Origin of the sequence: Nocardia brasiliensis, from assembly GCF_011801125.1 — a bacterium.
GTDB lineage: Bacteria > Actinomycetota > Actinomycetes > Mycobacteriales > Mycobacteriaceae > Nocardia > Nocardia brasiliensis_C.
The window spans coordinates 6,354,667-6,379,775 of the sequence record NZ_CP046171.1; the positions used below are offsets into that span (position 1 = coordinate 6,354,667).

Below are 25,109 nucleotides of genomic sequence, written 5' to 3' on the forward strand. Positions count from 1 at the left end.
ACCAGACCACCCGCCGACTGGCGGATTGAGCCCGTTCCCTAGGCGCAAGGTGGGGCAGGGGCGTCGCGGAAGAGGGGGTGGGCGGTGGGTGGGGCGTAGACGACATCGAGGACGAGGGGATCGGTGCCCTCGTTGCGGCCGATGTGGACGTTCCAAGCGCCCTCGGGTTCGTAGATGAAATCGCCGGGGTGGTACGTGGGGCCGGTGCAGTCGGGGCCGGGGTGGGTGAGCGTGCCCGCGCGGATGATGCCGAAGACCGGGCCGTCGTGGTAATGCCAGCCGGTGGAACCGCCTGGGGCAATGGTGATTTCGCGGACGACGAGATCAGTGCCCGCGACGAACGGGAGCAGGCCCGCGGGGATCTGGGCTTGAGCGAGGGTGACCGCGGTGATATCGGTGCCGGGCGTGGCGCCGGCGGTGGCGCCGGCGCAGACGACCGTGCCGAGCAGCATGGCCGCGCCCACCGCACAGGTGAATGGCCTCATCACGGGAGCCTAACCGGCGCACCGATGCACACGGAATGCGTTTTGCCGCAATCGCCCGAAGGCGTGCTTAAAGCAGGTGAAGGCAAAGTTCACGAAGAGTTCGCACGGGACCTGTGGTGTCGAGTTGTTCGCGACAGCCTCGCCGTACAGCATGATGCGAATGCCGTCGAATCCGCTGAACCCCGCAGGCGACATTCCGGATACCGGAATACCGGCCGCGCTGTCCGCCGAGATGACCATGGCCGAACAGCACGAGTGGCACCGGGCGTACCTGCGGCGTCATCCCGTGTCGCGGCGCAATATCCTGCGTGGCGCGGCGGCGGCCGCCGCCGTGGCCGCAGTGGGCGTCTCGCCGTTCGGCAGGCGCGCCTACGCGCAGGACGCGCAGCTGGCGGTCGGCGGGCGGCACGTCGGGTTCGGGCCGGACGCGACGAGTCAGTTGCGGTTCGCCGGGCAGTTGTCCCGGCAGCCCGCGGGCACCAAGGTCTTTCTCGACCACGGTCCGACCCCCGCGCTCGGCGCGACGGTGGAGGCCGAGGTGCGCAACCTGCTCACCCAGGTGCCGCGCAGCGACGGCGGCGTGCTCGCGGCCGAACAGTTCTACGCGCACGCGCCGGTCGACGGCCTGCCCGGCCGGATGCCGCACTTCTATCGCTGGCGCACCTCGGACGGGTTCACCGGCGATATCCGAACCGCGGCGCCCGCGATGCCGAAGGGGCGGGCGGCCGTGGCGCCGTTCCGGTTCACCATGATGGGCGATCAGGGCACCGACGAAACACCGGCGCTGCCACCTGGTCTCGCGCCCGGCGATTACGACGACCGGTACTACGAGGCGGACAACGATCCCTCGGTGCCGCACGCCGCCAACGTGCTGCGCCAAATCGCCGCCACCAAACCGGATTTCCATATCCTGGCCGGCGATATCGCCTATGCCGATCCGTCCGGCTCGGGAAAGCCGAACCAGTTCGTCCCGCACGGCGGAAAGCGCACATCCGGGTTCGACAAGTTCAATCCCTATGTCTGGGATGTGTATTTCGGCGCGATCGAGGCGAGCGCCGCCGAGACGCCGTGGATGTTCGCGACCGGCAACCACGACATGGAGGCGACCTACGGCCCGCTCGGTTACGGCGGGCACGCGGCGCGGCTCGACTTCCCCGGCAACGGACCGGCGGGCTGCCCCTCGGCGTATTCGTTCACCTATGGCAACGTCGCGGTGCTCTCGCTCGACGCCAACGACATCTCCTACGAGATCCGCGCCAACACCGGGTATTCCGGTGGGGCGCAGACGAGTTGGGTGCAGAGCACGCTGGCCGCCTATCGCGCCGACCCCGAGATCGACTTCCTGGTCTGCTTCTTCCACCACTGCGCGTACTCGACGACCGAGGCGCACGCGAGCGACGGCGGGGTGCGCGACGCCTGGGTCGCGCTGTTCGACCGATACCAGGTCGATCTGGTGTTGCAGGGGCACAATCACGTCTTCGAACGCACCGATCCGATCCGCGGCAATGCCGCGACCAAGGTGGCGGGCGACAACTCGATCGTCTATCCGGAGACCGACGGCACCGTCTACTACACGGTCGGCGGCGGCGGCCGTCCCCGCTACGACTTCCAGCCGGGCTCGCGGGAGTCCTACCGCGGCAATGAACTACCGGACACGACCGTGCCCGACAGCTACGTCTGGGTGCCCGGTGGCGGCAAGCGCGTGGAAGCGGCGCCGTGGTCGCGGGTGCGCTTCCGCAACTATTCGTTCCTGCGCGTCGACGTGCGCCCCGGCGTCTTCGCCAGCGAGATGGACGTGGTGGCCGTCGACGAGTACGGCCGCGAATTCGACAAGGTCACCTACCGCCGCCAGGCCCGCTGATGCGGTCACTTCTTCTTGGGCGGCAACGACCGCGCGTAGCCGACACCGCGGTCGACCCATTCCCGCAGCACCGTGTCGTCGTCGGCCGCCTCGGCGGTGACGCGCAGCCAGCCGATCCGTTCCCGCCCGCCCATCACCATCGGCCGTGCGTCCTCGCGCGCGAGCAGCCCGTCGTGCTGGTCCGGGTCGACCCGGACTAACAGCCCGCCCTGCCCACTGGCCGCCACCGCCAGATTGCCGCCGATCAGGAAGGCCAGACCGCCGAACATCTTCCGCTCGGACAACCCCGGCCCGGGTTTGATCAGCAACCGGATGCGATCGGCCAGTTCCTCGTCGTACGCCATGACAGCATTCTCGCCCCTGGCACCGACAGATTTGCCGTACTCAGGCTCCGATCGCCGCGGCGAACAGGGGCCAGGACTGGTGCAGGTCGTCTTGCCAGTAGGTCCAGGCGTGGGTGCCCGCCGGGCGCAGGTTGGCGGTGACCGGGATGCCGAGCTGGTGCAACCGGTCGACGAACGGCCTGGTGCAGCCGCCGACGACGGTCTCCATCACGCCGCCGACCAGGACCCGATCGAGCAGGCGAGCCGGATTGCCGTCGACCCCCGTATCGCCGATGTTGTCGTGTTCGCCGGGCGCGCCGGTGCCCGAGGAGACGTACAGCGCCATCCCGCGCAGGCGGTCGGCGTTCACCGTCGGATCGTGCTGGACCCAGGCCGGGTTGTCCGGTGCGCCCCACATGTTCGCCGCGTTCGCGCCGAACACCGCGAGCTGCGAGGTGACCAGCGCCTGTGCCCCGGCGTCGCTGGTGCGCGGGCATCCGCTGTAGGCGCCGACCGCCTGATACCTGCCCGGCGCACCGATCGCCAGGTTGAGCGCCGAGGTCGCCGACATGGACAGTCCCGCAACGGCATTGCGCCCGGTCATGGCGAACCGCGATTCCAGCAACGGCGGCAGTTCCCTGGTCAGGAAGGTCGTCCACTGATTGCGGCCGAGCGCGGGGTCGTCGTGCAGCCAATCGGTGTAGTAGCTGGCCCGGCCGCCGATGGGCACGATCACGTTGACGTTCTTGTCCGCGAAGAACTCCGCGACGTCGGTGCGGCGCATCCACGGCCCGCCGTCCTCGCCGCCGTCGACGGCGTTGAGCAGATACAGCGCGGGCGCGTCCGATCCGGGATGCGAGAGCCACAGCGTGATCGGCTTGTTCATCGCCGCGGAGTGCACCACCACCTCCAGTTGCCGTCCGCCGAGCGGCCGCACGTCGATGATGTGCGATTCCGGCTCGGCGCCCGCGGGCACGGCGGCGATCGCGGCGAGCAGCACGAGCAGGGATACCAGGCAACGCAGCAGCCGACGCATGATGTCGAGTATCTATCAGTCCGATCAGGACCCGTGGCATTCAGCGGGCGTGTTCGCCCGGCGAGTGCACCCGCAGGTCGGTGATGCCGTCGTCGGCGACTCCGGTGCGGCGCAGCCGTTCGGCGATCGACCAGCGAAGCCGGCGCGGTAGATCCGGCGCCACCTGCGTGAGATAGGCGTAGAGCCATTCGGTGCGCTCGACGAGAAACGGGAAGTCGGTGTTCATCATCTTGCGGATCACCAGCATCGGCAGCGGGGCGTCGAGCGGACGGAAGTCCTTGTTCCACAACCCCGATACCGCGCACCCGGGATAGAACTGACCGAGCATCGAGCCCTCCGTCACCACGTCGCTCTTGCGCGCCCGATGCACGGTGTCGACCGGCCCGTAGCGGGCGAGGTCGGGAAACAGGGTGATGGCCGCCAGCATCCCGGCGTCGCGGCCCGCGGCGGTACGCAACCCCCGGTAGATCTCGAAGGCGTCGTCCACCGCGGCGGTCATGGCGTCGAGCCCCGGCGCCGCGCCGGGCAGCACGGCCACCCACAGGCTGTGGTGCGTCATCGTATGGCGCACAAAGGGACACACCGGTCCGTCGCGGCCGAGGGCGGGATCCGGACGGGCCAACCGATCCGCGACGTACCGTAACAGCGTGCCCGCCTGGGGATTCCGTTGCGACCATGCCGTCGGGTCGTCGTAGACGTTGCACCATTCGAGGCCGGTGCGCGGCCCCACCCGCGTGCGCAGGTTCACGCGTGCACCTCGGGTAGCGCCGCGAAACCGGCTGTGCGCCTATCGGTTGTCACGATCGATCCCGAGTCGACGGGACGGGCGCCGCGATCCGTTCCAGGTGGCGCGCCAGGATCGGCCCGATCACGGCGACCACGTCGGAATTGGTGAGTTGGGCGTGCGTCGCCGCGACCGGATGCTCGATGAGATCACCGGTGACGTAGGGCCGCCACATCTCGGCGCCGAACAGCTCGGTCATCCCCTGGGTTGCCGAAAAGTACAGCAGGTCACCGTCGTACACGCCGGGTCGGTAGCCGTGCGCGAGCGCGACCCCGTCCACGTAACCGCGGTGCAATCGCTCGAGCTGCGGCGCGGACAGCCCGGTGCCGAACGACGCGCCCGCACATGCCAACTCCGCGGCGGCCTCCTCGGCGCTCACCTCGGGTGCCGCGTCGGCGTCCAGCGGTTCGTCACCGAGCAAGTGGGTCAGCAGGTCTCGCATCCGCGGTACCGGGGGCGGTGCCGCGCCGTCGGGCACGACGACGCTGTCCAGCATGGCCAGCGCGCCGACGCTCGCGCCGCGCGCCCGTAACCGCACCGCGATCGCGTGCGCGATCTGCCCACCGAGCGACCAGCCGAGCAGATGATACGGCCCCTCCGGTTGCGCGCGCACGATCGCCGCCACATAGTGCTCGGCGAGTTCATCGATGGCACCGATGGTTTCGCCTTCGCCGGTCAGCGTCGGCGCCTGCAGGCCGTACACCGGACGATCGGTGACGTAGCGCGCCAGCCCGGCATAGCACCAGGCCAACGGCACCGCGGAGTGCACGCAGAACAGTGGTGGCCGAGTACCGTTGCCGCGCAGGGTGAGCAGCACGCCGAGCGCGTCGTCGGCGGTGTCCGCACCGTCGTAGCCCGCGATGCGCGCGGCGAGCGCGCCGACCGTCGGCGTGGTGTAGAGCCAGCGCACCGTCACCGGCACGCCCGTCGCGGCCGCCAGTTCCGCCGAGACCGCCACGCCGAGCAGCGAATTGCCGCCCAACTCGAAGAAGTCGTCGGCCAGGCCGACCTTGGACTGCCCGGTCGCCGCGGCGAACTGGGCGGCGACCAACGCTTCGGTGTCGGTCTCGGGAGCGAGGTAGCGGCGCGGCGCGGCCACCGGCGACGGCAGCGCGGCGCGGTCGAGTTTTCCGTTGCCCGACACCGGCACTCGGTCGAGTTCGATGAGCGCGGCGGGCACCAGCGCCGCGGGCAGGGTGTCGCGCAGCCGGCGCGCGGTGGCCACCGGATCGAAGCGCGCGCCGGGGGCAGCCACCACATAGGCGACCAGTCGCGCCTCGGGGCGGCCCGCGTCGGCGACCGTCACCACCGCCTGCGCGATCTCCGGGCCCGCGCGCAGCGCCGCTTCGATCTCGGCCGGCTCGATCCGCCGCCCGCGCAGTTCCACCTGATCGTCCGCCCTGCCGAGGAATTCGAAGGTGCCGTCGGGGCTCGCGCTCACCAGATCGCCGGTGCGGTACAGCCGTTGCCCGATGCCGAACGGGTCGGCGATGAACCGCACCGCGGTACCCGCGGGGTCACGCAGATAGCCGTCGGCGACGCCGATGCCACCGAGATACAGCTCGCCGCGCGCGCCGGGCGGCACCCGCACCAGACGCGAATCGAACACCACCGCGAGCACTCCCGGCAGCGCGGCGCCGATCGACACCGGCTCGCCGGGGCGCAGCGCGCCGGTTTGGGTTGCCATGACGGTGGTTTCGGTCGGGCCGTACCCGTTGAACAACCGCACGTGCGGCGCCCACTCGCGCACCAGCTCCGGCGGGCAGGCCTCACCGCCGACGACCACGGCGCGCAGCCGCGGCAACTCGGTCGGCGACATGCTGGCGAGCACCGCGGGCGTGGTGAGGAAATGGGTGGCGCCGCTGTCGTCGAGCAACCGGGCCAGCGCGCCGCCCGCGAGCACCGCGGGCGACGCCACCTCCAGCCGCGCACCCGCCGCGAAACAGCTGAGCAGCTCGAGCAGGTGCGCGTCGAACGACGGTGCGTGCGCGTGCAAGACCACCGAATCCCGATCCACCCCATAGTGTTCGACGATGTAGTCGGTCAGCGAACCGAGGCCGCGGTGGGTGACAAGCACCCCCTTGGGCGCTGCGGTGGTTCCCGAGGTGTAGATCAGATAGGCAGGGTGATCGGGTCGCAACGAGCGCGGCCGCTCCGCGTCCTCGATCGCGGCGCCCGCCCGGCGCACCACCTGCGTCACCGCGCGGACGTCGTCGAGCACCTGCCACTGCACGCTGCACCGGCCCGCGCTCGTCAGCTCGCCGGTGTCGCAGGGCAACAGCTTGCGCACCGCGTTGACCGTAAGTCCTTGGCGGGCACCGGAATCGGCGATCACCCCGGCGATCCGAGCGGGCGGATCCGCCGGGTCGACCGGGACGAAGCAGGCGCCCGATTTCGCGACGGCCCACAGCGCGAGCACCGATTCCAGCGAGCGCGGCACGGCCACCACGACGAACTCACCGGGCCGCGCGCCCGCCGCCATCAGCTGACGGGCCCACCGGGTCGAGCGCTCGTCGAGTTCGCGATAGGTCATGGTGCGCGCGCCGTCGCGCACCGCCACCGCGTCCGGCACCGGACCCACGCGCAGCAACTCGGGCAGCACCCGGATCGGACCCGCCGGTGCGCCACGCACCGGCGCGGGCAGCGCGAGGTCCAATTCCGGTATCGGGCAGCCGGTTCCGGCGGCGAGGAAACGCGCGAAGTAGCCGAGGAACATCCGGTGCTGCCACGCGAGCAGGTCGTATCGGTAGCGGGCCGGATTGGCGTGGAAGTCGATGCTGACCGAGCGCTCGTCCGGACCGGCCTGATAGCCGTTGACAAGCAGGTCCTCCACCGGGCCGAGCGACAGCAGCCGCGCCTGCCCGCTGAGCGCGCCGAGGCTGAGCGGTTCGGTGAACCCGAGCACATTGACCACCGGACCGAACCCGCCCCGCTCGACCTGCTGCTGCCCGCGATCGCGCTGCATATCCTCGTAGCGGTATCGCTGATGCCGCAACGCGCCGATCACCCGCGCGCGCACCTGCGCTATCACCGCGCCGACCGTCGCGGTGTCCAGGCCGGACAACCGCAGCGGCACCGCGTTCGACAGCGAACCCGCCGACCGGCGCAGGGCCGCGGTCGGGCGCGCGGTGACCGGCAGGGTGAGGGTGACCTCGGCGCGACCGGTCATCCGGGCCAGATAGCAGGCGAAGGCCGCGACCGCCAGCTCAGGAAAGGTGGCCCCGTGCGTGGCGCGCGCGGCGGCCAGCAGCTCGGCCGTCGCGGCGTCGACCGTCGCGCTCACCCGGTGCGGTCGCGGCGCGGGCGCGGCGGGCCGACCGGCAAGGCCGACCGGTTCGGCGACGGTGTCCAGCTGGGTGCGCCAGTACTCCCGGTCCGCCTCGGCTCGGGCCGAATCCTGATATCTGCGTTCGTCTTCCAGCAGTTCCGGCACCGTCAGCGCCCGCGCGGCGGGCGATTCGGTCACCCGCGCCGAGCTCAGCGAACTACTCACCGCCGCAACGTTTTCCATCGTCATACTGGCGTACGAGGCGGTGCGCGGCGCGCTGTCGGGAACCACGCGCGCGGACCGGCGCAGCACCCGGGTGGTCGAGCGCGGGCGCGCGGGCGCCTCCCGCGCCGCGGCGGCTTCGGCGCCGTTGTCGCTCGCGGCGTCGAGCCGGTGCGCCGCAACGACTTCCGCGCGGTAGAGCTCGCCGGTGCGGCGCAGCACCGCCGCCGCGCCCATCCCGTCCAGGACGATGTGGTGGCTGCGCAGGTACAGCAGATGATGATCCGGTCCCACCTGGAACACCGTCGCGACGGTGAGCTGATCGGCGAGCGGGTCGAGCGGCGCGCTGTAGTCGCGCTCCATCAGTTCCAGCGCCGCGGCCATCGGATCGGCCTGGTCGGCCAGCCGCATCCGCCGGATCGGCAGCTCCGCCGCGGCGGGCACGTACTGGCGCGGACAGCCGTCGACCAGACGGAAGCGCAGGTGCGGCGATTGCAGTTCGTGGGCCGCGCGCCGGGCGCAGCGTGACATCAGGCCGATCTCGAGCGGGCCGCGCAGTTCCAGGTACATCGCGACCGTGATCGGCACCCCCGGATGCAGCTGCTGGGCCACCCACCAGCGCAGCTGCGCCGCCGACAGCGGGTACATCGGCTGCGCCGTGGCGTCGGCTCCGGTCAACACGCCTCCCTGCGATTCGGAAAGCCACCGCTGAATCATCCAGGGGCAAACTTACGGCATCCAGGCGCGTACCCTCCGTAATTTCGGCGCGATCGGCGCGTGCACAGCGAGCTACCAGCCCAGACACACCTATTCAGCGCGCATCGTTCGCCCGCGACCCGGCGTCGACCCGCGGCCGGGCGCATCCGACGCTATGCGAGTCCGGCGCCGCGGCCGCGCTCAGCGCACCCGCGCCCGCATCAGTTCCCGCGCGGCGACGCGATACCGCTCGGCGATGAGCCGCACCACGGCGGGATGCACCCCGATGGGCTCGGCGACGCCGTCGGCCCCCGCCTCGTGCAGCCGCTGCTGGAACAGCCCGTGCGCCAGTAGGTAGGACGCGATGAATACCCGCCGCGCACCGGAATCACGCAGCACGGCAACGACATCCGCGACGCGCGGCGCACCGGTGGCGATGTAGCCGAGCCGGACCGGGGTATCGAGTCGTTCGGCCAGCATGGCGGCGGCGCGGCGAACGTCCTGGCGCGCACGGGAATCCGAGGACCCCGCGGCGGCGAACACCACCGCGTCACCTGGACGCCAGCCCGCGGCGCGCAGCCGCATGATCATGATCCGGGCCAGCGCCGGGTCCGGGCCCATGGCCGGGGTGACGGCCACCGCGGCGTGACCGCTCTCGGCCACCTCCCGCGGCACATCCTGATAAACGTGATACCCGGAGGCGAGAAAGGCCGGAACCACCACGGCGGGAACGGATTCCCCGGCCGTCGCGGTCAGGTCGCGCAGCACCTCGGCCGGTGAGGGACCGAGCACGTCGACGAACGCGGTCCGCAGCGCGGGCGCCGCGGACCGTTCGCCCTCGCCGTCGCGCCCCGAGATCGCGACGCCGAGCTCTTTACCCACCGCCTCGGCCAGCGCGGCGATCATCTCAACGCCGCGCGCGCTCCTTGTGCCGTGCGCGACGAGCACCAGCGCGGGGGCCGTCACCACGCCCCCATGGTCTGGGCGTGCCGCAGCGGCGTACCGAGACCGGGCAGCTGTGGCCCGCCGAGTTCTTGACGCGGGTTGTTGTCCACGCATTCGGCCGCGTCCATGGCCAGCCGGTAGCCCCGCTTGACCACGGTCTGAATGGCCTTCGGCGCACCGAGCCCGGCGCGCAGCCTGGCGATCGCGGTCTCCACCGCGTGGGTGTCGTCACCGCCGCCGGGCAGCGCGGCGAGCAGGTGCTCGCGCGAGACCACCCGGCCGGGCTGCCTGGCCAGCGAGCGCATCAGCGCCATCGGCGCGGGCGCCAGCTGCCGCACCTCGCCGTCGACCACCACGCAGCCACCGCGCACGCTCAGCGTGTGGCCCGCGGCGTAGATCCGATTGGCTCGCCGCGGCAGTTCCTCGGCGACATGGCGAGCCAGCGCGCCCAACCGCGCGCGGCCCGGCATCGAGGTCGCCACCCCGAGTTCCTCCAGCGGCGCCGCCGTGATCGGCCCGACGCACGCGGCGAGCACCCGGCCGCGCAGCGCGTGCAGCAGGCCGTCGAGCAGCCCGGTCTCCTTGGCCCGCATCAACATCGACGCCACCGCAGGCGCGCTGGTGAAGGTGACACAGTCCAGGCTGGCGGTGACGATGGCCTCGATCAGCTGGTCCATCGGCTGCTGATCCTGCGGCGGCTCCCAGCGATACACCGGCACCGGCACGACATCCGCACCGGCGCAACGCAATACCTCGCAGAAGTCGGGCACCGGCTCCCATTCGGTGGTCGCGCCGTGCAGCTGCACCGCGATCCGCACCCCGTCCACGCCCTCGGCGAGCAGATGGTCGAGCACCTCGGCGGAGGACTCCGAGGCGGGCGACCATTCCTCGCGCAGTTCGGCGGCGCGGATGGCGCCCTTGGCCTTCGGGCCGCGGGCGAGCACCCTGGTCCCGGCGAGGGTGGTGCGCAGTTGCTCGGCGACGCCCCAGCCCTCGGCCGCCTCCATCCAGCCGCGGAAGCCGATGCCGGTGGTGGCCACCACGATCTGCGGCGGGTCCTGGACGAGCTGACGGGTCACCCGCTCCAGTTCGTCGTCGTCAGCGAGCGGGATGATGCGAATGGCGGGCGCGAACACCACGCCCGCGCCGCGGCGGACCAGTAGGGTGGCGAACTCGTCGGCGCGGCGCGCCGCCGTGATGCCGACGGTGAAGCCCGCGAGACAGGCGCCGACGTCGGGAATCGGCCCACCCGACACCCGGCCACCGCCCCCGATCGAATCGCTTGGCGATCCTGTGTTCATTGGTTCATCCGTCCGAGGAAGCGAGCGCGGCAACCACCGGCTCGTTGGAAATCGACACGATGCCGTCGGTCACGCTCACCGCGTACACCGGCAGCATTGCCGATTCGTCGTCCAGGCAGCGCCCGTCGACCAGTGAGAAGGCCTGCTTCAGCAGGGGCGAAGCGACGACGGGCACGCCGCCGCGATCGCCGACGATCCCGCGCGACATCACGGCCGCGCGTCCGAACGGATCAATGTTGCCGACGGCGTACAGCATGCCGTCGGTCATCAGGAACAGGGCGGCTTGGCGGCCACCTTTCAGCAACACCGCGACGCCGCGGCCGGGAATCAGGTAGTCGAGTCGGCACGCTTGAGTCCAGCCGGTGGCGGTAGCAGCGGCAATGTCAGGGGTATCGATCACGGTCATCGGTGTCATCCTCCAAACGCCTTACTCATTGGTACCGGCGTCCTGTTTCTGTGGGGTTAAGCCGTCATTTCCCGCGCGTAGCGACCGGGATATCCGGCATGCCGAGTAACACAGGCACCTTGCGTTCGCCGCTTTCGTCGAACGAGATGGTCGGGTCGGCCTCTTCCGGCGCGTTCACGAAGGAGACGAACCGGGAGAGCTTTTCCTCGTCCTCGAGCACCGCGGCCCATTCGTCGCGGTAACCGATGATGTGCTGAGCCATGGCCGCCTCCAGCTCGTCGGCGATGCCGAGGCTGTCCTCGCAGACCACCTGCTTGACGTAGTCGATGCCGCCCTCGAGCGCCTCCTGCCACGCGGCGGTGCGCTGCAGCCGGTCGGCCGTGCGGACGTAGAACATGAGGTAGCGGTCGATGTACTTGATCAGCGTCGCGTCGTCGAGCTCGCCGGCGAGCAGCACGGCGTGCTTGGGGGTGAGACCGCCGTTGCCGCCGACGTAGAGGTTCCAGCCGTTCTCGGTGGCGATCACGCCGACGTCCTTACCGCGCGCCTCGGCGCACTCGCGGGCGCAGCCGGACACACCGAGCTTCAGCTTGTGCGGGGAACGTAGTCCGCGATAACGCTTTTCGAGCAGGACCGCCATGCCGACCGAGTCCTGCTGGCCGTAGCGGCACCAGGTGGAGCCGACGCAGCTCTTCACCGTGCGCAGCGACTTGCCGTACGCGTGCCCGGATTCCATGCCCGCGTCGACCAACCGCCGCCAGATCAACGGCAGCTGCTCGACGCGCGCGCCGAACAGGTCGATCCGCTGGCCACCGGTGACCTTCACGTACAGGTCGAAGTCCTTGGCGATCTGGCCGATGGTGATGAGCTGATCCGCGCTCACCTCACCGCCCGGCATCCGCGGCACCACCGAGTAGGTGCCGTTCTTCTGCAGGTTGGCCAGGAAGTGGTCGTTGGTGTCCTGCAGACCGGCCTGCTCACCGTCGAGGATGTGCTCGCTGGAGGTGGAGGCGAGGATGGAGGCGACCGTCGGCTTGCAGATATCGCAGCCGGATCCCTTGCCGTACTTGGCGATCAGGCCCGAGAAGGTGCGAATGCCGGTGACCTGGACGATCTGGAACAGCTCAGACCTGGACTGCTCGAAGTGCTCGCACAGCGCCTTGGACATCTCGACGCCGGACTGCTCGAGCAGCTTCTTGATCATGGGAACGCAACCGCCGCACGACGTTCCGGCGGAGGTGCACTTCTTGACCCCGGCGATATCGCAGGCGCCCTCGGCGATGGCGCCGCAGATATCGCCCTTGGACACGTTGTTGCAGGAGCAGATCTGGGCGTCGTCGGGCAGCGCGTCGGCGCTCAACTCCGCGCCCGCGGGCGAGATCAGCGCGGCGGGCTCGGCGGGCAGCGGACGGCCGACCAGCGGGCGCAGCGACGCGTACGCCGTCGCGTCACCGACCAGAATGCCGCCGAGCAAGGTCTGCGCGTCGTCGGAGACGACGAGTTTGGCATAGGTGCCCTTCGCGGCGTCGTGCAGCACGACCGACAGCGCGCCCTCGGTGACGCCGTGCGCGTCACCGAAGCTGGCCACGTCGACGCCGAGCAGCTTCAGCTTGGTCGACATGTCCGCGCCGGGGAACTCCCCTGCGCCGCCGAGCAACCGGTCCGCCACGATCTCGGCGGTGGTGTACCCGGGGGCGACCAGGCCGTAGCAGGTGCCCTCGACCGCGGCGCATTCGCCGACGGCCCAGATGTTCGGATCGGAGGTGCGCAGACCGAGGTCGGTGATGATGCCACCGCGCGGACCCACCTCCAGGCCGCTGTCCCTGGCGATCTGATCGCGCGGACGCACCCCCGCCGAGAACACGACCAGCGCCGCGTCGATGACCGACTCGTCGGACAGCGAAACCCGCACGCCCCGCTCGGCGGCCTCGATCGAGGACGTGCCGACACCGGTGTGCACGGCCAGCCCGAGGTCGGTGACCAGGCGTTCCAGGATCGCGCCGCCGCCCGCGTCGACCTGCGCGGGCATCAGCCGATCGTTGTACTCGATCACGTGCGGGGTGAGCCCGAGCAGGCGCAGCGCGTTCGCGGCCTCGAGGCCGAGCAGGCCGCCACCGACCACCACACCGACCGCACCCGGCCCCGCCGCCTCGGCGGCGGCGCGGATGCCGTCCAGGTCGTCGAGGGTGCGGTAGACGAAGCACTCGGGCAGGTCGTGGCCGGGAACCGGCGGCACGAACGGGTAGGAGCCGGTGGCGAGCACCAGCGCGTCGTAGGACAGGGTCTCCCCCGTCGACGTGGTGACCTTGCGGGCGTCGCGGTCGATGGACTCGGCACGCTGGCCGAGGCGCAGCTCGACCAGTGCGTCACCCGCGTACTCGTTGCCGGGCAGCGCCAGCGCCGCGGCGTCCCACATGCCGACGTAGGAGGACAGGCCGACCCGGTCGTAGGCGGGCAGCCGCTCCTCGCTCAGCACCACGACCTGCCACTGGCCCGCCTCGTCGCGTGCACGCAGTGCCTCGACGAACCGATGCCCGACCATGCCGTGGCCGACGACGACGGCGGTCTTGCGTGCGGACGATGCGACTGGGTGATTCATCGGCGTGCTCAAGAAGGGCCTCCAAAGATCCGGTTGGCCCAACGGTAGGAAACGGGTATTGCCGCAATGCTGCGCGAAATGACCGGCGCATCAACGGTTGCTCACGGTTATCCGGATCAGGGCGTGAGTTCGCCCGCAAGTTACGCCCATGTGACAGAGCGGTTTCCGAAGATCACCTCGACCCCATCGCGGCCGTGCGCGCGATGAGAGCCGCTCCCCGAGCATCGGCCACACGAGTGCGCCCCGCAACCCGACCGACAGCAACTTGCCGGTCGCGCCGCGGGGCGCGTCGTGGTGTGCTAGCGCTCAGTGCCAGGTGTCCTCGAGCATGCGCGGCTTGCAGGCCTGCCACGCACCGGTCAGCAGGACCAGCACGGCGACCGTGAGCAGCGCGAAGGGCGCGAGCCAGCCGTCGGTGGCCGAGTGCAGGACGCCGAACAGGACCGGGCCGACACAGGCCACCGCGTAGCCGACGCCCTGGGTGAAGCCGGACAGCGCCGACGAGCCACCCGGGGTGCTGGTACGCATGTTGATCAGGGTCAGTGCCATCGGGAAGGTGCTCGGGCCGAGGCCGAGCAGCACGACCCACAGGATCGGCGCGCTCATCGGCGCGACGAGCAGCCCGACGAACGAGGCGATGAAGAACGCACCGCAGCCGACGACGACCGGGAAGGGATTACGGAAGCGGGCGATCACGGTCGGCGCGGTCAGGGCAGCGAACAGGCCGACCAGACCGAACACGCCGAGCATGCTGCCCGCGAAGCTCGCGCTGGCGCCCGCGTCGGTGAGGATCTTGGGCAGCCAGGTGAACATCGCGTAGGTGATCAGCGAGGTCATGCCGAACATGCCCGCCATCCCCCAGGCCAGCGGGGAACGCCAGACCCGGCCGGTGCGCGGCGCGTCGGCGGGCAGCGCGGTGGTGTCCTCGACATCGCGGCCGCGACGGTCGCGCAGCACCCCGATCCAGGGCAGCGCCGCGGCGAAACCGAGTGCGGCCCACAGGCCGAGCGAGATCCGCCAGCCGAACGCGTCGGCGAGCGGGACCGCGACGAACGCGGGCGCCACGGTGCCGACCTGCACCATCATGATGTACAGCGAGCTGACCACCGCGAGCCGATCCGCGAAGTACCGCTTCACCAGCGGCGGGATCACCACGTTGCCGATGCCCATGCCGGCCAGCGCCAGCGCGGAGAAGACCAGCAGTTCGGCGGTGCCCGACAGCAGCACCCGCACGAGCATGCCGGTGCCCGCCATCAGCATGGCACTGAGCGCGGTGCGCTCCAGGCCGATCCGGCGGACCAGCACGGGGGTCAGCAAACCCGAGAGCGCGAACATCGCGGTCGGAATCATGCCGAACACGCCGACCACGGCGGTGCCGTAACCCACGTCGGCGCCGATCCGTTCGGCCAGGGGGCTGAACGCCGTTACCGCGACACGCAGCACGAGGGCCGACATCACAATCGCGGCCAACACGAGCAGCCGACCCTCCGTCAGTGCCCGCCGACGCTGCTCGACCAGCACGGATTCGGTTCGGGTCTGAGTTTTCTGGAGGGTTGCAGTCACCGCGAAATCATAGGATGACCGGATGATAGGACACAACGATTTGTGATGAGCGGTACTCTGAGGCTGTGCAACCAGTCCGGCGCACCAGCCTCATTGCCCAGGTCACCGAGCAGCTGCGTGCCGAAATCCGTTCCAGCCGTTGGCCCATCGGCTCACGCATCCCCACCGAACCGGAGCTCACCGAGCTCACCGGGACGGGTCGAAACACCGTGCGCGAGGCCGTCCAGGCCCTCGTCCACGCGGGGATGCTCGAGCGACGCCAAGGTTCGGGAACCTATGTGATCGCATCCTCCGACCTCGGCGGCACTCTCGGCAAGTACTTTGCCGACGCCGAGGAGCGCGATGTGCTCGAGCTGCGCCTGGCGCTCGACACCACCGCCGCCGCGCTGGCCGCCCGCCGCCGCGACGACAGTGACATCGCCAACCTGCTGCAGTTACTCGCCGAACGCGACAAGGCCTGGCACGACGACAGCCCGGCCGCGATCGAGTCCGACGTGGAACTGCACCGCGCGATCGTCGTCGCCAGCCACAACGCGGTGTACCTCGAGTTCTACGACTCGCTGCTCCCGATCATCGAACAGGTGATCCGAGCGCGGACGTTGAAGTCCGATGACTCCTACCCCGAAGAGCACGCCGAATTGGTGCACGCGGTGATCGACGGCGATCCCGAACGCGCCTCCGCGGCGGCGAGTTGCTTCCTGAACTCGCTCATCTCGGAGTACCCGGACGCCATCGGCGACACCGCCACCCCGCGCGACGCGCAGACCGGCTAATCGACTCACCACGCCCCGGCGCACCCTGTGAGCCGGAATTGCCTGGAACGTCACGCGCAGCCACGACGCCGCAACACCCGGCCCCTACGTTGTGACGCAGAACAAGCCAGGCAACTCGAGGCCGCCCGTGGCAATGCCGCCGCGCCGGCGGCCGGTCGAGCGCAGACGAGAGGAAGCCGATGACTGCGACCGCAGCCGCCACCGGCACCGAATCCGACACATTCCAGCATCAGACCAGGGGGCGCTGGCTGACCCAGTGGGAGCCCGACAACCAGAAATTCTGGGAATCGGGCGGCGCGCGCACCGCGCGCAAGAACCTGATCTTCTCGGTGTTCGCCGAGAACCTCGGCTTCAGCGTCTGGGTCATCTGGGGCACCGTGGTGACCAGCATGGGCGCGGCGGGCTTCGACTTCCTCGCCGGGCTCGGCAAGGGTGATCCGACCGCGGTCAGTAACGCGCTGCTGCTGTCGTCCACCCCGACCCTGGTCGGCGCGGCCCTGCGCATTCCCTACACCTTCGCCATCCCCAAGTTCGGCGGGCGCGCGTTCACCGCGTTCAGCGCGGCGATGCTGCTCGTGCCGACCCTGGGGCTGGCCTACTTCGTCAACCAGCCGGGCACGCCGATGTGGGTCTTCATGATCCTGGCCGCGCTGGCCGGCGTCGGCGGCGGCAACTTCTCCTCGTCGATGTCGAACATCAACTTCTTCTTCCCCGAGAGCAAGAAGGGCGCGGCGCTCGGCATCAACGCCGCGGGCGGCAACCTCGGGGTGGCGCAGACGCAGCTGATCCTGCCGCTGATCATCACCCTCGGCACCCATCTCATGGCCAAGGACCCGGCAGGCTACCGATTCGGCATCACCCTGTCGGTCCTGGTGTGGGTGCCGTTCATCCTGGCGGCGGCCTTCGGCGCGCTGCGCTACATGGACAGCATCACCACCGCGAAGTCCGACGGCAAGTCCTATCGGTTGGCGCTGACCAACCCGCACACCTGGGTGATGGCGGTGCTCTACATCGGCACCTTCGGTTCGTTCATCGGGTTCTCCTTCGCGTTCCCGACGCTGATCAAGGCCAACTTCCCCGAGCTGGCCAAGATCGGCTGGATCAGCACGCTCGGCAACCTCGCCTTCCTCGGCGCGTTCGTCGGCTCGTTCAGCCGCCCGCTCGGCGGCTGGATCTCCGACAAGGTGGGCGGTGCGAAGATCACGCTGTTCGTCTTCGGCGGCATGGCGGCCTCGGTCGCCTTGATCATGGCCGCGCTGGAGCTGAAAAACTTTCCGCTGTACCTGATCTCGTTCCTGGTGCTGTTCGTGATGACCGGCATCGGCAATGGCTCGACCTACCGGATGATCCCGACCATCTTCAGCGCGATGTCGAAGAAGTACGCCGCCGAGCACGGGCTCGACCGCAACGCGGCGACCGCATCGGCCCGGCGGCAAGCGGGCGCGGCGATCGGCGTGATCGGCGCGGTCGGCGCCTCGGGCGGCTGGCTGTTGCAGCAGGCGCTGCGGCTGTCCAACACCAACTACCACACCATGGCGCCCGCGTTCTGGGCGTACGCGGGGGCGTTCCTGCTGATGGGCGCGCTCACCTGGTGGTGCTATCTGCGGTCCTCGTTCGCCATCGGCCGGGCGCCGTCGCTGGCCTACGCGAAGGTGTAGACCGCACAACGCGTTTCGCCGCCGACCGCGCAGAGCCGAGCACCCGCGACGGCTTCGCGCGGTCGGTTACAGCATCAAGCGGACCATGTCCGCGGTGCGCGCCAGACCGGGGAACGCCTCGGGGGTCGAGCGCGGGTGCAGCGCGTGTACCGCGAGCCGGAACATGACCGCGCGCAACAACATCTGCGGCCACTCCGGTAGATCCCGCCAGCGCTCCAGCAGCCCGTCGTCGGCGCCGCCCCACGCCAGCGCGTCGACCACGATCACCCCCGCCGCCCACGGCGCGGGTCGCCAGTACGGCGTGATGTCGGTGAGCCCGGGTGTGTAGCTTCCGGCGAACAGCACGGTGCCGAACAGGTCACCGTGCACCAGTTGAGCGGGCGTGCGCACCGGCTTACGCAGGGTGGCCAACTGCCCGATGAGTTCCATACTGCGCTGACCGTCCGGCGTCGCCTGGGTGGGCAGCATGCCGCCCGCCCGTAACGTGCGCAGCGGCACCGCTTCCCACGCGGCCCGATCGGCCGCGACGAACACGTCCACGTCCATCCACGGCACCACCGGCTGCTGCACCAGGAATCGGGGCCGCTCCAGCTGCGCGGTGGCCTGATGTAGTCGCAGCGACACCGAGATCACCTCGTCGTGCCGCGGTTCCGGGACGCCCTCGAGAAAGGTGTCGGCCCGCCAGCCGGAGACGACATAGCGCCCGTCGGTGGCGCGCACCGGGCGGGCCAGGCGCAAACCGTCCACCTGCAAGGTCTCGCGCACCTTGGCCGACCACGCGGCCCGCGCGTGATCGGCGACCGGGCTCAGCACGACATCCCCGTACCGCCAGCCGCCCTCCCAGTCACCGACGGCAACCGGAGTCACTTCGCGCAGACCGAACGTGGCTCGCACGTGCTCGGGGGGTTCCACAGAAGTCACGGCCGTACCGTACCGCCGTGGTGGACGCTGTACAGCACGCCGCGCCGATGCGCAACCCCGCCGGTCGGACGGGGTTCGCGCACGACGCCGACGCAATCAGTAGACGGGCAGCGAGGGATCGATCTGCCGAGCCCAGGCGATGACACCACCCTGCAGATGGGTGGCGTCGGCGAAACCGGCGCGCTTGAGCGCGGCCAGCGCCTCGGCCGAACGGACCCCGGTCTTGCAGTGCAGCACGATCGGACGGTTCTGCGGCAGCTCGGAGAGCGCCTCACCGGACAGGATGCGGTCCTTCGGGATCAGCTTCGCGCCCTCGATGTGCACGATGTCCCATTCCACCGGCTCACGCACGTCGATCAGCTCGATCTCCTTGCCCGCGTCGAGCAGGTCCTTGAGCTCGCGCGCGGTCAGCGTCGAGTCGGCCGCCGCGGCCTGGCCCTCCTCGGAGACCACACCGCAGAACGCCTCGTAGTCGATCAGTTCGGTGATCGGCTGCCGCTCCGGATCGCGGCGCAGCTTGATGGTCCGGTAGTTCATGTCCAGTGCGTCGTAGACCATCAGACGGCCGAGCAGCGGCTCGCCGATCCCGGTGATCAGCTTGATCGCCTCGGTGACCATGACCGAGCCGATCGAGGCGCACAGCACGCCGAGCACGCCGCCCTCGGCGCAGGAGGGCACCATGCCCGGCGGCGGGGCCTCCGGGTAGAGGTCGCGGTAGTTGATGCCGCGCCCGTCCGGGGCGTCCTCCCAGAAGACCGAGACCTGCCCCTCGAAGCGGTAGATCGAACCCCACACGTAGGGCTTGCCCGCCAGCACCGCCGCGTCGTTGACCAGGTAGCGGGTGGCGAAGTTGTCGGTGCCGTCGACGATCAGGTCGTACTCGGCGAACAGCTCGACCGCGTTGTCCGGCTCCAGGCGCAGCTTGTGCAGGCGTACCTCGATGCCGGAGTTGATCTCCAGGATCGATTCGCGCGCGCTGTCGGCCTTCGGCTTGCCGATATCGGACTCACCGTGGATGATCTGGCGCTGCAGATTCGAGGCGTCCACCTCGTCGAACTCGACGATGCCCAGGGTGCCGACACCCGCCGCGGCCAGGTACAGCAGCGCCGGGGAGCCGAGCCCGCCCGCACCGATGACCAGCACCTTGGCGTTCTTCAGCCGTTTCTGCCCGTCGACGCCCAGATCAGGGATGATCAGGTGACGGCTGTAGCGGGCGACCTCGTCCTTGGTCAGCTCCGCGGCCGGCTCGACCAGTGGTGGCAGGGACTTTGGTGATGACACGTCCAGGACTCCTCGAATCGAATGGGTCGATCTCGTTGTGCAACACCCGCGACCAGACCGTTCTTCCCGGTCTATCGTCGCCTACCCGCCGCGCGGTCAGCCGCGAGGGTAGGGCCAGGGGTTGAAGCGGCACTGCTTGCCGTCCATCGGGACCACGCCGCCCGGCTCCAGTGCGGCGATGTCGTTGTTCTTGGTGCCGAAGCTCTGCTGCATCATCACCGGGGCCAGGCCGCCGTCGCGCTCACACGGCTGGTGCTGGTGATAGCCGATGGCGTGCCCGACCTCGTGATTGATCTGGTACTGCCGGTAGGAACCGATATCGCCGTCGAAGGCGATCGCGCCGCGCACCCAGCGCGCCTCGGAGAGCACCACGCGGCCGAGGTCGGCGTTGTAACACGAGGAGTCGATCGGAATTTCGAAACCGCAAGCCTTGCGGGTGGTTTCACGCGATGTCAGCGAAATTCGGAATTCCGCGTCGCCCTGATCGACCCGGCGGAACGCGAATTTCGGGTCGTGCGTCCAGCTTTTCGGGTTGGCGAGCGTCGACTCGATCAACTTCGCCACCGATTCGTCCCCGCCGAATCCGGAAGTGTCCACCCCGTCCTCGATTTCGACCGTGTAGCGGAATACCGAATCGGTCCCGGTACCGATCTGCCCGGTCGAGCCGGGCACCATATGCCAAGTGCCCGCACCGGTTTCGGCGAAACCACCGCCCTGCGGTAATGCGCCGGTCGGCAAATCGGCGGGAAAATGGCCGTCACCGCTCGGCGATCCGATGATGCCGGTGTCGCGGGTGTGCGGACTCAGGTGTCCGATGCCCGGCGCGCTCGCGTCCCCTGCCGCCGGGTCTGCGCCCCGCACCGCGTCCACGATCACCAGCACCGTGACCGCGAAGAGCACCGGTAACGCGTAGGCCCGCCAGCCGTAGGTGGAGACGAAGCGACCGAGCGCGCTCTGCTTCTTGGCGTTGCGCTCGGGACGTTCCCTGGTGCGGCCCTCGTCCGGGGCGGTGGGATCCCAGCGGGCCCGTAACGGTTGATGCGAGCGATCCGGCCTGCTGTACAGGCCGAGCGGGTCATAGATCTCGACACCGTTGTGATCGCGCCGCGGTGGCGCCGGATCAGGCTGCGGCGCAAGGGTATCGGTGACCGATCCGGCGCCGCGGCGGCGGACCGAGCCGGGTCTGCGCTGCGGCGGGGCGCCGACATCGAGCCGGTCATCGGCATCGAGCGGCGGCGCGGCGCCGGGACGGGCAGCCTGGCCCGGTTCCCGGCCTGCCTTCGCCACGGGTTCGGCGGTCGCCGAACCCGGTGTCCCGGGATCAGCACTGCGGCGCTCGGCACGCCCGCCGCCGGACGCGGCGTGCGGGCCGGAGTCCGGTCCCCCGAGACGGTCGGCGCGGAATCTCACGCCCATCAGCGTCTCACAGGACGCAAGCGCCGCCGTCGGGCACGCCAGCCGCGGTGGCGGGTGCGACATTTCTCACCGTGTGGAATCAGTTCTCCGGGCCCGGTCTGCGAGCGGGCAACAACCGAGTATCGTTCTTGGGATACCCGGTGCACACCCCTTGCCGGGGAATCAACTGGGAGAGCCGAAATGACTGACCTCGTGGACCGGATGGCGTCCCGTAGAACGTCGTCCGAGCCCGCCAAACGCGGCACCCGGCTTCCGCGCGACGAGCGACGTCTCCAGCTACTCGCGGCGGCCAGCGAAGTCTTCGTCCAGCGCGGATACCACGCCGCGGGCATGGACGAGATCTCGCAGTGTGCCGGCGTGAGCAAGCCGGTGCTGTATCAACACTTCACCAGCAAGCTGGAGCTGTACCTGGCGGTACTGCAGAACTACGTGGACATGCTGGTCTCCAGCGTCCGGCAGGCGCTGCGCTCGACCACCGACAACCGCCAGCGCGTACGAGCCGCCGTGCAGGCCTACTTCGATTTCGTCGACAACGAGATGCAGGGCTTCCGCCTCGTCTTCGAATCGGACCTGACCAGCGAGCCGCAGGTGCAGCGCCGGGTCGAGCAGGCCACCGAGGCCTGCGTCGACGCGGTGTTCGATCTGGTGGCGCACGACTCCGGCCTCGACCCGTACCGGGCCCGCATCCTCGCGGTCGGCCTGGTCGGCGCGAGCCAATTCACCGCGCGCTACTGGCTGGAGGCCGACCGCCCCATCCCCAAGGAAGAGGCCGTGGACACGACCGTTTCCCTGGCCTGGGGTGGTCTGTCGCACGTGCCGCTGCACCCGATCGACTGACCCCCGCACCGGTCGACCGCGCACCGCGTCGACGACCGAGCGGACCCGGACACGAACGAGCCCCCGTACCGATCGGTGCGGGGGCTCGTTGCGGTTCGGACCCGGCCGGAAACCTCAGACGGTGGCGAAGCCGACGCGACCGCTCTGCACGGTGCCGATCTCGACGTAGGCGACCTTCGACGCCTGGATCAGGAACTTGCGCCCCTTCTCGTCGGTCAGCGACACCACACCGCCACTGCCGTTCAGCGCACCGGCCACCAGCGCCTCGACCTCGTCCGGGGTCTGCGAGCTGATGATCAAGAGCTCGCGTGGGCTATCCGAAATACCGATCTTGACCTCCACGGCCAACCTCCGAACGTAAGAGTCCTGTGCTGTCGCCCCAAGGCTAATGCAGGCGATCATGCGGTAGGCAGACGGTGCCTGCGCTCTCAGCGAAACAGAAAGGGCCCGCACGCCGCTGTGCGGGCCCGCGTCGGCACGCCCGCCTACTTCGGCTCGACGAGCTGGATCTCGAGCTCGATGTTCACCTTGTCACTGAGCATGCCGGGCAGCGGGCCGCCGACGCCGAAGTCGGTGCGCTTGATGGTGCCGGTGGCGGAGAATCCGGCGTGCTTGTCCCCGGTGCCCGCGAACTCCCGCACCCCGCCCCATTCGACGTCCAGGGTGACCGGCTTGGTGACGCCGCCGAGCGTGGCCTCGCCCTCGACCTCGAAGCTCTCCGCGATCTGCACCGGCGCGGTGGCGCGGAAGGTCAAGGTCGGGCGGTTGGCCACGTCGAGGAAATCCGCGGTGCGGATGTGCGCGTCCCGGTCGGGGTTGCCGGTGTCGAAGGAGTCGAGGTAGATCGTGGCGCCGAGTTCGGCGCGACCGGCCTCGTCGACCGCGAACTCGGTCTCGAACTTGGTGAAACCGCCGCGCACCTTGGAGATGCCGAGGTGGCGAATGGTGAAGCCCACCGACGAGTGCGCGGTGTCGAGGGTCCAGGCGCCCGGCTTCAGCAGGGCGGCGGTCGCTTCGGAAGAAGTAGTCATGCCCTAGACCCTGACCGGACCGTGGTCCGTTAACCAGACCGCCGTTATCCTGGACCTGACAGGGCGAGGATAAGCCGCCGCGGAAACGGCACGATGGAGCCCATGGCACGCAACGGATTCGCCGAATTCCTCATCGCCCGCCGGGCCGAACTCCGGCCGAGCGATGTCGGTATGCCCGAGGGCAGGCGGCGCCGGACCCCAGGACTGCGGCGCGAGGAGGTCGCCGTCCGGGCCGGGGTGAGCGCGGACTACCTGGCGAGGCTGGAACAGGGCCGCGACACCAATCCGTCCGTCGCGGTGATCGATGCGCTGGCCGACGCGCTGCTGCTGCGCGGCACCGCACGCCACCACTTCAGCCTGCTCGCCCTGGCTTCCGGCAACGAATCGCATTGCCCGGGTAGTGAATCCGCCGAGGAACAGGTCGCGGACACGATCGAGAAGATCCTGCGGGCGCTGCACCCGACCCCGGCCTTCGTGATCGGCAGGCGGCTGAACGTGCTGGCCTGGAACGCCGCCTGGGCGGATTTCGCCGAACCACTCGGGCTGCTGGACGGCGAGAGCGAGCCGAACCTGGCCTGGTACACCTTCGGGCATCCGAGCGCGCGCACGGTGCTGCGCAACTGGTCCGAGGCCGCCGACCTCTTCACCGCCGCGCTCGCGCGCGCCAAACTCCGCTGGCCGGGCGATGATTCGCTGCTGAAGACGATCGACGCGCTGCGCCGCCACCCGGAATTCGCCGACCGCTGGAAGCCGCACCACGTGGGCGCCCGCATCTCCGGCCTGCTGCGCCTCGACCACCCGGTGCACGGTCTGGTCGAGGTGCCGTTCGAGACCCTGGAGGCCGACCGCGATCAGAGCGTCATCGTCTGGCTGGTCGACCAGGCCATGACCCAACCCCAGGGCCTGCGCCTGGTCCGTCCCGCCGCGAACGAATAGGCCTACAGGCCGAGCTTGGCCATGCGCTCGGCGTGACTGGTCTGCATGCGCTCGAACAGCGCGGCGATGCCGTTCAGGTCACCGGTGGCGGTGAGCACCAGCTCGGTGAGCTCGTCGCGCTGAGCCATCACGTACTGCGCCTGGGTGATCGCCTCGCCGAGCAGGCGCCGGCCCCAGAGGGTCAGCCGGTCGCGCTCGGAGCGGCTGGTCTCGACCGCGCGCCGCACCTCCTCCACCACGAACTCGGAGTGGCTCGTCTCGGCGAGCACGTCGCGCACGACCGTGGCGACCTCGGGGGTGAGCGCGCCGGCGATCTCGGTGTAGAAGTCGGCGGCGATGCCGTCACCGACGTAGAACTTCACCATCGACTCGAGCCAGGTCGACGGGTCGGTGGAGGCGTGATAGGCGTCCAGTGCCCGCACGAAGGGCGCCATCGCGTCGAAGATGTCGACGCCACGCTCGGCCAGTGCCGACTCCAGCGCGTTGAAGTGGCCCATCTCGGCGGAGGCCATCTTGGCGACCGCGACCTTGCCGCGCAGCGTCGGCGACAGCTTGGCCTCCTCGGCCAGTCGATAGAACGCGGAGATCTCACCGTAGGCGAGAACCGCGAACAGATCGACAACGCCGGGATGATCGGCGGGGATGGAGTCCGCGGACGAAACACCCAGCGCGGCAGGTGACTGTGCTCCCATGGCCCCAGACTAGTACGCCGCCGAGTACGCGGTGGGAATCATGCCCACCGTCCCGGCCGCCGTGCCCGAATTCCG

At 69.9% G+C, this 25,109-nt stretch carries 21 protein-coding genes; 5 read left to right on the top strand and 16 right to left on the bottom strand.

Annotation, left to right across the window (positions count from 1 at the left end):
* Positions 1–38: 38 nt before the first annotated feature.
* Positions 39–485 (bottom strand): cupin domain-containing protein, encoded by a 447-nt coding sequence (locus F5X71_RS28845; RefSeq protein ID WP_167464835.1) that lies wholly within the window; start codon positions 483–485, stop codon positions 39–41.
* Positions 486–645: 160 nt separating this feature from the next.
* Here F5X71_RS28845 and F5X71_RS28850 point away from each other — a divergent pair, with 160 nt between their 5' ends.
* Positions 646–2,346, top strand: a complete 1,701-nt coding sequence (locus F5X71_RS28850) for a metallophosphoesterase (RefSeq protein ID WP_167464836.1) — start codon at positions 646–648, stop codon at positions 2,344–2,346.
* Between the two features lie 5 nt (positions 2,347–2,351).
* On the opposite strand, the gene F5X71_RS28855 is transcribed toward F5X71_RS28850, so the two are convergent.
* From F5X71_RS28855 to F5X71_RS28895, 9 genes are all read right to left on the bottom strand, one after another.
* Positions 2,352–2,690, bottom strand: a complete 339-nt coding sequence (locus F5X71_RS28855) for a TfoX/Sxy family protein (RefSeq protein ID WP_167464837.1) — start codon at positions 2,688–2,690, stop codon at positions 2,352–2,354.
* A gap of 40 nt (positions 2,691–2,730) precedes the next feature.
* Positions 2,731–3,705: an alpha/beta hydrolase gene (locus F5X71_RS28860; RefSeq protein ID WP_167464838.1), complete on the bottom strand. Its 975-nt coding sequence runs from the start codon at positions 3,703–3,705 to the stop codon at positions 2,731–2,733.
* Positions 3,706–3,745: 40 nt separating this feature from the next.
* The gene (locus F5X71_RS28865) at positions 3,746–4,453 is read right to left on the bottom strand and encodes a DUF6875 domain-containing protein (protein ID WP_167464839.1); all 708 of its coding nucleotides are present in this window, start codon (positions 4,451–4,453) and stop codon (positions 3,746–3,748) included.
* 49 nt (positions 4,454–4,502) lie between these two features.
* Positions 4,503–8,660, bottom strand: coding sequence for an amino acid adenylation domain-containing protein (locus F5X71_RS28870; RefSeq protein WP_238815529.1), 4,158 nt, complete (start codon positions 8,658–8,660; stop codon positions 4,503–4,505).
* Positions 8,661–8,876: 216 nt separating this feature from the next.
* On the bottom strand, positions 8,877–9,641 hold the full coding sequence (locus F5X71_RS28875; protein WP_167466822.1) for a sirohydrochlorin chelatase: 765 nt from the start codon (positions 9,639–9,641) through the stop codon (positions 8,877–8,879).
* The gene (locus F5X71_RS28880) at positions 9,638–10,921 is read right to left on the bottom strand and encodes a uroporphyrinogen-III synthase (protein WP_238815530.1); all 1,284 of its coding nucleotides are present in this window, start codon (positions 10,919–10,921) and stop codon (positions 9,638–9,640) included. The genes F5X71_RS28875 and F5X71_RS28880 overlap by 4 nt, the downstream gene beginning before the upstream one ends.
* Positions 10,922–10,925: 4 nt before the next feature.
* Entirely contained in the window at positions 10,926–11,327 is a 402-nt protein-coding gene (gene nirD, locus F5X71_RS28885) for a nitrite reductase small subunit NirD (RefSeq protein WP_167464841.1), read from the bottom strand.
* 64 nt (positions 11,328–11,391) lie between these two features.
* Positions 11,392–13,926 (bottom strand): nitrite reductase large subunit NirB, encoded by a 2,535-nt coding sequence (gene nirB, locus F5X71_RS28890; RefSeq protein ID WP_167464842.1) that lies wholly within the window; start codon positions 13,924–13,926, stop codon positions 11,392–11,394.
* A 306-nt stretch (positions 13,927–14,232) separates the two neighbouring features.
* Entirely contained in the window at positions 14,233–15,489 is a 1,257-nt protein-coding gene (locus F5X71_RS28895; RefSeq protein ID WP_238815531.1) for a CynX/NimT family MFS transporter, read from the bottom strand.
* A gap of 65 nt (positions 15,490–15,554) precedes the next feature.
* On the opposite strand from F5X71_RS28895, the gene F5X71_RS28900 reads away from it, so the two are divergent.
* Both F5X71_RS28900 and F5X71_RS28905 read left to right on the top strand, forming a co-directional pair.
* A complete protein-coding gene (locus tag F5X71_RS28900) occupies positions 15,555–16,262 on the top strand; it encodes a FadR/GntR family transcriptional regulator (RefSeq protein WP_167464843.1) in 708 nt (235 codons plus the stop codon).
* Between the two features lie 179 nt (positions 16,263–16,441).
* Positions 16,442–17,920 carry an MFS transporter gene (locus F5X71_RS28905; RefSeq protein WP_167464844.1) on the top strand — a complete coding sequence of 493 codons (1,479 nt, stop codon included), beginning with the start codon at positions 16,442–16,444 and terminating at the stop codon, positions 17,918–17,920.
* Between the two features lie 66 nt (positions 17,921–17,986).
* Here F5X71_RS28905 and F5X71_RS28910 read toward each other — a convergent pair whose 3' ends face one another.
* The 3 genes from F5X71_RS28910 to F5X71_RS28920 all read right to left on the bottom strand — a co-directional run bounded on the left by F5X71_RS28910 (position 17,987) and on the right by F5X71_RS28920 (position 21,205).
* Entirely contained in the window at positions 17,987–18,841 is an 855-nt protein-coding gene (locus F5X71_RS28910; RefSeq protein WP_167464845.1) for a TIGR02569 family protein, read from the bottom strand.
* A 96-nt stretch (positions 18,842–18,937) separates the two neighbouring features.
* On the bottom strand, positions 18,938–20,122 hold the full coding sequence (gene moeZ, locus F5X71_RS28915; RefSeq protein ID WP_167464846.1) for an adenylyltransferase/sulfurtransferase MoeZ: 1,185 nt from the start codon (positions 20,120–20,122) through the stop codon (positions 18,938–18,940).
* A 96-nt stretch (positions 20,123–20,218) separates the two neighbouring features.
* Positions 20,219–21,205: a DUF3152 domain-containing protein gene (locus tag F5X71_RS28920; protein ID WP_167466824.1), complete on the bottom strand. Its 987-nt coding sequence runs from the start codon at positions 21,203–21,205 to the stop codon at positions 20,219–20,221.
* 513 nt (positions 21,206–21,718) lie between these two features.
* Between F5X71_RS28920 and F5X71_RS28925 the strand changes: the two genes are divergently transcribed.
* Positions 21,719–22,375: a TetR/AcrR family transcriptional regulator gene (locus tag F5X71_RS28925; protein ID WP_167464847.1), complete on the top strand. Its 657-nt coding sequence runs from the start codon at positions 21,719–21,721 to the stop codon at positions 22,373–22,375.
* Positions 22,376–22,489: 114 nt separating this feature from the next.
* Here the strand turns inward: F5X71_RS28925 and F5X71_RS28930 are convergent, their stop codons facing one another.
* Both F5X71_RS28930 and F5X71_RS28935 read right to left on the bottom strand, forming a co-directional pair.
* Positions 22,490–22,717, bottom strand: a complete 228-nt coding sequence (locus F5X71_RS28930; protein ID WP_167464848.1) for a DUF3107 domain-containing protein — start codon at positions 22,715–22,717, stop codon at positions 22,490–22,492.
* Positions 22,718–22,860: 143 nt separating this feature from the next.
* Positions 22,861–23,406 (bottom strand): YceI family protein, encoded by a 546-nt coding sequence (locus F5X71_RS28935; RefSeq protein WP_167464849.1) that lies wholly within the window; start codon positions 23,404–23,406, stop codon positions 22,861–22,863.
* Positions 23,407–23,508: 102 nt separating this feature from the next.
* Here F5X71_RS28935 and F5X71_RS28940 point away from each other — a divergent pair, with 102 nt between their 5' ends.
* Positions 23,509–24,342, top strand: coding sequence for a helix-turn-helix domain-containing protein (locus tag F5X71_RS28940; protein WP_167464850.1), 834 nt, complete (start codon positions 23,509–23,511; stop codon positions 24,340–24,342).
* 2 nt (positions 24,343–24,344) lie between these two features.
* On the opposite strand, the gene F5X71_RS28945 is transcribed toward F5X71_RS28940, so the two are convergent.
* Positions 24,345–25,034: a ferritin-like fold-containing protein gene (locus F5X71_RS28945; protein ID WP_167464851.1), complete on the bottom strand. Its 690-nt coding sequence runs from the start codon at positions 25,032–25,034 to the stop codon at positions 24,345–24,347.
* Positions 25,035–25,109: the final 75 nt, after the last annotated feature.